Annotated in this window: 10 protein-coding genes and 1 tRNA gene; 5 read left to right on the top strand and 6 right to left on the bottom strand. The window is 59.6% G+C overall.

The window, feature by feature from the left end:
* Positions 1–254: 254 nt before the first annotated feature.
* The 3 genes from P0O24_RS12090 to P0O24_RS12080 all read right to left on the bottom strand — a co-directional run bounded on the left by P0O24_RS12090 (position 255) and on the right by P0O24_RS12080 (position 1,192).
* Positions 255–327: transfer RNA gene (locus P0O24_RS12090), tRNA-Pro, on the bottom strand.
* A gap of 37 nt (positions 328–364) precedes the next feature.
* The gene (locus P0O24_RS12085; RefSeq protein WP_316970011.1) at positions 365–625 is read right to left on the bottom strand and encodes a hypothetical protein; all 261 of its coding nucleotides are present in this window, start codon (positions 623–625) and stop codon (positions 365–367) included.
* 90 nt (positions 626–715) lie between these two features.
* A complete protein-coding gene (locus P0O24_RS12080; RefSeq protein WP_316970010.1) occupies positions 716–1,192 on the bottom strand; it encodes a PUA domain-containing protein in 477 nt (158 codons plus the stop codon).
* Between the two features lie 118 nt (positions 1,193–1,310).
* Between P0O24_RS12080 and P0O24_RS12075 the strand changes: the two genes are divergently transcribed.
* The 4 genes from P0O24_RS12075 to mobA are packed head-to-tail and all read left to right on the top strand — an operon-like array spanning position 1,311 to position 4,688.
* Complete coding sequence (locus tag P0O24_RS12075) at positions 1,311–2,555, top strand: serine hydroxymethyltransferase (RefSeq protein WP_316970009.1); 1,245 nt, start codon at positions 1,311–1,313, stop codon at positions 2,553–2,555.
* A complete protein-coding gene (locus P0O24_RS12070) occupies positions 2,552–3,403 on the top strand; it encodes a bifunctional 5,10-methylenetetrahydrofolate dehydrogenase/5,10-methenyltetrahydrofolate cyclohydrolase (protein ID WP_316970008.1) in 852 nt (283 codons plus the stop codon). Before P0O24_RS12075 ends, P0O24_RS12070 begins: the two co-directional genes overlap by 4 nt.
* Positions 3,404–3,429: 26 nt before the next feature.
* Positions 3,430–4,023: a DUF2121 domain-containing protein gene (locus tag P0O24_RS12065; RefSeq protein WP_316970007.1), complete on the top strand. Its 594-nt coding sequence runs from the start codon at positions 3,430–3,432 to the stop codon at positions 4,021–4,023.
* The gene (gene mobA, locus P0O24_RS12060; RefSeq protein WP_316970006.1) at positions 3,999–4,688 is read left to right on the top strand and encodes a molybdenum cofactor guanylyltransferase; all 690 of its coding nucleotides are present in this window, start codon (positions 3,999–4,001) and stop codon (positions 4,686–4,688) included. Before P0O24_RS12065 ends, mobA begins: the two co-directional genes overlap by 25 nt.
* Here mobA and P0O24_RS12055 read toward each other — a convergent pair.
* The 3 genes from P0O24_RS12055 to P0O24_RS12045 form a co-directional block, all read right to left on the bottom strand.
* Complete coding sequence (locus tag P0O24_RS12055) at positions 4,609–4,791, bottom strand: hypothetical protein (protein WP_316970005.1); 183 nt, start codon at positions 4,789–4,791, stop codon at positions 4,609–4,611. The two genes, mobA and P0O24_RS12055, sit on opposite strands and share 80 nt — an antisense overlap.
* A 92-nt stretch (positions 4,792–4,883) precedes the next feature.
* A complete protein-coding gene (locus P0O24_RS12050; RefSeq protein WP_316970004.1) occupies positions 4,884–5,066 on the bottom strand; it encodes a hypothetical protein in 183 nt (60 codons plus the stop codon).
* Positions 5,067–5,122: 56 nt separating this feature from the next.
* Positions 5,123–5,389 (bottom strand): hypothetical protein, encoded by a 267-nt coding sequence (locus P0O24_RS12045; RefSeq protein WP_316970003.1) that lies wholly within the window; start codon positions 5,387–5,389, stop codon positions 5,123–5,125.
* A 150-nt stretch (positions 5,390–5,539) separates the two neighbouring features.
* Between P0O24_RS12045 and P0O24_RS12040 the strand changes: the two genes are divergently transcribed.
* Positions 5,540–6,493 carry a tyrosine--tRNA ligase gene (locus P0O24_RS12040; protein ID WP_316970002.1) on the top strand — a complete coding sequence of 318 codons (954 nt, stop codon included), beginning with the start codon at positions 5,540–5,542 and terminating at the stop codon, positions 6,491–6,493.
* The last annotated feature ends 561 nt before the right edge of the window (positions 6,494–7,054 follow it).

Genomic DNA, 7,054 nt, shown 5'->3' with positions numbered 1-7,054 from the left:
TTCCTGAGTCAGCACGTAGCGATACATATCATGATCCTCCCTATTCCCGGCAGTCATGAAGTTATTGGGACCAAGCTACAGGATTGGCGATCCCTTAAATCCACCCACACAAAACAGCGAGGAGCCTTTATTGTGAACGTTCCAGTCGATATCCAACCGCTTCATTTTTCGCTCCTGAAGCGACCAGAGGACAAAGTCCTGTAACGTGCTGGGTAAATTGCTTCCGAAAAATCGACACCGGAGGATCGATAATATGGGGCCACGGCGATTTGAACGCCGGTTACAGGACCCCCAGTCCTGTGGGATACCAGGCTACCCTATGGCCCCGCTGCGGATTCCTGGACGCAGATCATCCATATAAAGGTTATCGCCAGGAGCCGGAGGTTCTGGCCCCGACGTCCACCATCCATAGGCCGCATAAGACCATAAGGCCGTTGAAGAAGAGGGCCATGGGGTCCAAGGCGTTCGGAACGATGGTGAAGAGGAAGATACCCGTCGAGACGGTGCCAAGTCCCATGAGAACGACCCCCGCCCGGGCGGATACGAGGGTGTATAGGATCCCAGCAGAGATCAGGACCATCCCCACCAGGATCAGAGGGTTGGGGGGTAAAGCAGAGGGAAACATGGCTCGAAATTTCGCGGCCGTTTACTTATAAGTTATCGTCGTCGCTGCCATGGCTGGCAACCGTTTCGCGTATCTGTAGCGCACCCGGAATCACTCCTCTTCCTGGCCGGACCTGACGATCACCGCGGCACCCCGGCGCAGCTCCATCATCTCCTCCGGCGAGAGGACGGCCCTTCCGGTGGCGATGAGCCTTCCGTCCTCGTCGACGACCAGCACCTCCTCCCCTGCCCTGATATCGGGGTCGACGCCGACGACGTGCTTTGCAAAGGCGGTCCCGCCACGGGCAACGTAAGGGGCGACGTCGTTCATGACGACGACCCGTTGTCTTGGGGCAGGGAGAAAGTCGTAGAGGAGCTTCGCCCCCGAGGCGCTCAAGGTGAGGAGACCGTCCCTCGCCCTCACCGTCGCCGTCCTCTCGCCGTCAAGGTAAAGGTGCCTCAGCCTTCCGGTATTCGATAGCATGAAGGTCGTATCCTCCCCGAAGAGGGCGCGACCGCAGCCGCGGCCGAACTGGAGGTCGGCTATCATCCTCGCCCGTTTTAGCATCGGCTCCGACTCTGGCCTCATGGATTAAAAAGGCTGCCGGAGCGGCTGCGGTTCGGGGGGGGCTTCGCCCCAAATACCACCATAACCTATTTTGCCCCCGAGGAAGTCCTCTCTCGAAGATCGTTTACCGGTGATTTGATTGAGATTCCTGGATGATGCTGATCCCGAGATCGCCTCCGCCATAAATGACGAGCTGGAGCGACAGAGAAACGGCCTGGAGCTGATCGCCGCCGAGAACTTCACCAGCCTCGCGGTGATGGAGGCCTACAACAACGTGATGACGAATAAATATGCCGAGGGCTACCCCGGCAAAAGGTACTACGGCGGCTGCACCTTCGTCGACGTCGCCGAGAACCTGGCCAGAGACCGGTGCCGGGCTCTATTCGGCGCAGAGCACGTCAACGTCCAGCCCCACAGCGGCTCCCAGGCGAACATGGCTGTCTACCTCGCCCTCCTCAAGCCCGGGGATACCGTCATGGGGATGGCCCTCGACCACGGCGGCCACCTCTCCCACGGAAGCCCCGTCAACTTCTCCGGCAAGATCTACAACGTCGTCCACTACGGCGTCAATAAGGAGACGGAGATGCTCGATTACGCCGAGATCCTGGAGATCGCGAGAGATTGCTCTCCCAAGATGATCGTCACCGGCGCCTCGGCGTACCCCCGGACCATCGACTTCGGTGCCCTCCGGGAGATAGCCGACGAGGTGGGAGCATATCTGATGGCCGACATCGCCCACATCGCGGGGCTCGTCGCCGCCGGCGTTCATCCGTCGCCGATCCCCTACGCCGACGTCGTCACAACCACCACCCACAAGACCCTCCGGGGCCCCCGGGGCGGCGTTGTCATGTGCAGGCAGGAGATCGCCCCCGCCATCGACAGGGCGGTCTTTCCGGGGGTCCAAGGCGGCCCCCTGATGCACGTCATCGCCGCAAAGGCCGTCGGCTTCAAGGAGGCATTGACCCCCCAGTTCAAGAGCTACCAGGAGCAGATCGTCAAGAACGCCGCAGTAGTCGCCAAGACCCTCCTCGATCAGAACTTCGAGCTCGTATCGGGAGGAACCGACAACCACCTGATGCTCGTCAAGCTCCTGAATATGCCGTACTCGGGAAAAGACGCCGAGGCCGCCCTGGAGCGGGCGAGGATCACCCTCAACAAGAACACCATACCCTTCGATCCCACCTCCCCCTTCATCACCAGCGGGATCAGGATAGGTACCCCCGCGGTCACCACCCGGGGGATGAAGGAGAAGGAGATGGTCCAGATCGCGAACATGATCGGATCTGTCCTCAGGAATATCGACGACGAGAACGTCATCGCCAGAGTAAGAGACGAGGTGGCCGAGCTTTGTCGCGGTTTCCCCCTATATCCGGAACTGGGATGATCATAGACGGCAAAGCCCTCGCCTCGGAGATGGAGGCGGAGACGATTGCCCGCGTCGAGAAGCTCGCAGCCATAGGGAGGAGGCCCGGCCTTGCGACGATCATCGTCGGCGAGAACCCCGCCTCTGCGATGTACGTCAGGATCAAGCACTCCGCCTGCGACCGGGTCGGGATAAGATCCCAGACCGTCCGTCTCCCAGAGGAGGCGAGGATCGAGGTGATCCTCGAGACTATTAAGGGGCTGAACGAGAAAGACGACGTAAACGGCATCCTCCTCCAGCTCCCCCTCCCCCGAGGGAGGGACCCCGCACCGGCGATGGCGGCCATCGATCCCGCAAAGGACGTCGACGGCTTCCACCCCCTGAACATGGGAACCCTGTTGGCCGGGGCGGAGAGGCTCGTCCCCTGCACCCCCAAGGGGATCATCTGGGCCCTCGAGCGGCTCGGCGTCGACTTGGAGGGGAAAGAGGCGGTGATCGTCGGCCACAGCAACGTCGTCGGAAAGCCCCTCGCGGCGATGATGCTCAACAGGAACGCCACCGTCACCGTATGCCACGTCTTTACAAAAGACCTGGCTGCCCATACCCGGAAGGCTGAAGTCCTGGTCGTGGCGGCGGGGGTCCCCGGCCTCATCAGGGGAGATATGGTCCGGACCGGAGCCTACGTCTTCGACGTCGGGATAAACCGGGTCGGCGACAGGACCGTGGGGGACGTGGAGTTCGACGAGGTCCTGGTGGTGGCGGCGGCGGTCACCCCCGTCCCCGGAGGGGTGGGGCCCCTCACCGTCTCGATGCTGATGAGCCAGACGGCGACTGCGGCCGAGATGCAGATGAGCTCTGAAGAGAGATGAAAAGAGGATGAGAGGGGGAGGTCCGGATGTCTCTGGTGGTGGCCTATTCGGGGAAGGATAGGGCGGTGATGGGGGGCGACCGGCGGAGCATCTCCTTCTTCGGGGAGGCGGGGGTCCTGGAGGAGGAGCTCTACGGCGGCAAGATCAGGACCGACGAGGATCTGCGGAAGAGGGCTGAGGAGCTCGGCTCCGTCGTCGAGATAGCCGACGGCCACGAGAAGGTCTGGAAGAGGGGGGATCTCCTGGCAGGGGAGGTGACGGAGCTCTCCATCGAGAAGCAGAGGCGCAGGAGGATCTACGCCGTCCCCGGAGGGTATATCCTCGTCGATATCGATGGCCAGAAGGCCGAGATCACTAAGAGGGGTACGTCCGCTCTGGTCATCCTCGGCAACAGGTTCACAAGAGACCTCGCATTCCAGCGGCTCGGATCTGGAAAGCCGCCTGACGAGGCATCTTTTAAGGCCCTCTTCGAGGAGGTGGGGAGGGCGACCGCCTCCGTCAGCCCCGACTTCACCATCCTCACCACCGACGGGAAAAAGCCAGACCCAAAGGCGGCCCTCCTCCGGGCTCTGAAAGAGGACTGCCGGGAGGGAGGATGGGAGCTCTGCGGTCTTCTGTGATCCTCGCCGGAGGCGCCGGAAGGAGGATAGGCTACCAGAAGGCATTCCTCGAATTTTTCGGCGTGACCATGATCGAGAGGACCGTCGAGGTCGTCGGCCAGGTGGCGGACGAGGTGGTGGTGGTGGCGAGGGATGACGATCAGGCCGAAAGGCTCAGAGATGTCGTCCCCGAGGCGAGGGTCGTCGCCGACCCCGTCCGGGGCTTCGGCCCCGTGGCGGGGCTCGCCGCAGGGATGGGGGCGGCCGGCAGCGAGCTCGCCCTGGCGGTAGGCTGCGACCTTCCCTTCCTGAACCCCAGGGTTATGGAGCTTCTATTCGACCTCGCTGAGGGGCACGACGCCGCGGTCCCGATCCGGGAGGGGGGGCTCATCGAGCCGCTCCACGCCGTCTATCGGACCGGCCCCATGGCCCGGGCCTGCAGCGAGGCTCTCGTCGCGGGAGAGCGGCGGATCCGGGCGCCCCTGGGAGGGCTTTTGGTCAGAAACGTCCCCGTGGAGCTCTTTCGCCCCCTGGACCCGGAGCTATTGAGCCTCTATAACCTCAACACCGAAGAGGACCTCGCCGAGGCCCTCCGGATCGAGGAGGTCAGATGTGGCGGCGGAGGACGAGGTAGACGACGTAGACGACCAGGGCGAAGATCACAACCCCTGCAAGAAAGCCTATGACGTTCCAGAGGAGGACGGCGACTATGAAGGCCAGGACGAGGAGGAGGGCGTTCTTTGCAAGGGAGCCGCTCCCCCCGGCCCGGCCCGGAGTATGATGGGTCATGGGTCAAAATCGGACATTTTAGATGATAACGGTTTCTCTCAAGAGCTCTCTACCGGCCCTCCACCTGCTCTCTGAACTTCTCAGTTGCAGCTCTAGGTATAGCTCTGGAGGAGGCGGTATACGAGGTAGACGACGACGGCGAAGAGGGCGACCCTCAAGATCATTCCGATGAAGTTCCAGAGGAGGGCGACGATCACCACCGCCAAGACGAGAAGTATAATATTCTGCTCGCGGCTGCGGATCCTGCCGGACCTGCCCGGCGTTCTGCATCTCATGGCGGTATGGTGGGCCCTGCCTTCTGATAACCCTTTCTCTTCCATATCCGCCAAAATCAAGATCGGGACTTTACGACGAGATAGACGACATAGGCGATGACGAATAGGAGCATGAACTTGGAGAGGAACCAGAACGCATCCCAGAAGATGATGGCGAAGAGGAGGGCGAGGAAGAGGAGGCCTGCCGTCTTCTCCCGGTTCATATCCGCCTCCCCTGGCGGCGGGGGAGCCTTCGATCCGCGCTTTCCCTTCTCCCCTCTCTCTTTCTTCCCTCCACTCTCTTCCCACTCTCCCCCCACTTTCTTCTCTGCCTTCTCTTTCATGATCGACCCCTCGCCCCTGGTCGGCAATAACCCTTCCGCCGGATAGACCCCGCCCCTCCGACGGCGCCCCGACCTCCTAAAAAGCCCCCTCGCCAGAAGGAACCAAAAGCGTTATACATCCCCACTCCTCTGGGGGGGTGGTGATATCCGTTGGAGAGGCTTGAGCTGGTGGTCAGGAATGCAGAGGAGGTCGTAACCCTCGACGAGCTGAAGGCGTTGATGGAGACGAAGGAGAGGCCGAGGGCTTACGTCGGGTACGAGCCGAGCGGGAAGGTACACATGGGCCACATGCTCACGGCAAACAAGCTCATCGACCTCCAGGCGGCGGGCTTTCAGGTCGTCGTCCTCCTGGCGGACCTTCACGCCTACCTCAACGAGAAGGGAACCCTCGAAGAGGTGAGGGCGACGGCAGACTACAACCGCGACTGCTTCATCGCCCTGGGCCTCGACCCCGAAGAGACGGAGTTCGTATACGGGACCGACTACCAGCTGGAGCCGGAGTACGTCAAGAACGTCCTGAAGATGGCGAGGAACACCACCCTCAACCGGGCCCGCCGGTCGATGGATGAGGTGGGCCGGAACATGGACAACCCCCACGTCTCCCAGATGATCTACCCCCTGATGCAGGCGGTGGACATCGCGGCCCTGAGAGTCGACCTCGCCGTCGGGGGGATCGACCAGAGGAAGATCCACATGCTGGCTAGAGAAGAGATGCCCAAGCTCGGCCTCCAGCCCCCCGTCTGCCTCCACACCCCCATAATATCCGGCCTCAACGGCGGGAAGATGTCCTCCTCGAAGGGAAACTACATCTCCATCGACGACTCCGCCGAGGACCTGGACAAGAAGATAATGTCCGCCTACTGCCCGGCAAAAGATATCGAAGGAAACCCCGTCACCGAGCTATTCAAGTATCACATCCTCCCCCGCCTGGGGGAGGTCACCATAAGAAGGCCCGAGAAGTTCGGCGGCGACGTCACATACACAAACTACGAGGCCCTGGAGATGGACTTCCTGGTCGGGAAGATGCACCCCCTCGACCTCAAGAAGAGCGCCGTGGAGCACTTGAACGCGATACTGGAGCCGGTGAGGGAGAAGATGGGGTGAGGAAGACTAGTTTGAGGGCACATATTTCTAAGCACCCTAAAATTAATTATATTTTTATTGTCTAAATAGATATAAAAGATAATTTTCGGAGTTACATTTTCCTGATTTCCTGTTTCCCTCTAATAGATACATATGCTCGGATAATTCTAGAGAGGTCTTAAGAAAAATGTCATCTATGCTAAATTCTGGATTGTTCATAATGGTATCAATTAATATATTCAATATTCGATCTACATAAGAATGAAGATTCTCTATCAACATGTTTATCATAATATCATGTAACGGGTATCTAACCATGCTATGAGATATTTCATTTCTTACTCTATATATTCTTTGAACATTCCAGGCAACGCGATTACTGTGTTCTTTTATCATGGTTTCAATCGACCTCGCAGAACTCAACTGCTGATTCAAGTAGTCTATCTTATATTTTACCTGACCTCCCCAGCGTTTAGGCACACATATGAAGAGCATCCAGGATTTCGCGCTGTTTTTTGGATATCTCAGTGGCCATCTTCTCTCCATTCGGCAAGACCATGATCTTAATTTTTTCCAGCTCAG

It is taken from the genome of Candidatus Methanocrinis alkalitolerans (assembly GCF_029167205.1).
In the GTDB taxonomy this organism is placed as follows: domain Archaea; phylum Halobacteriota; class Methanosarcinia; order Methanotrichales; family Methanotrichaceae; genus Methanocrinis; species Methanocrinis alkalitolerans.
The sequence above is the reverse complement of the archived record's forward strand: the minus strand, read 5'-3'. Positions and strand labels throughout refer to the sequence as shown.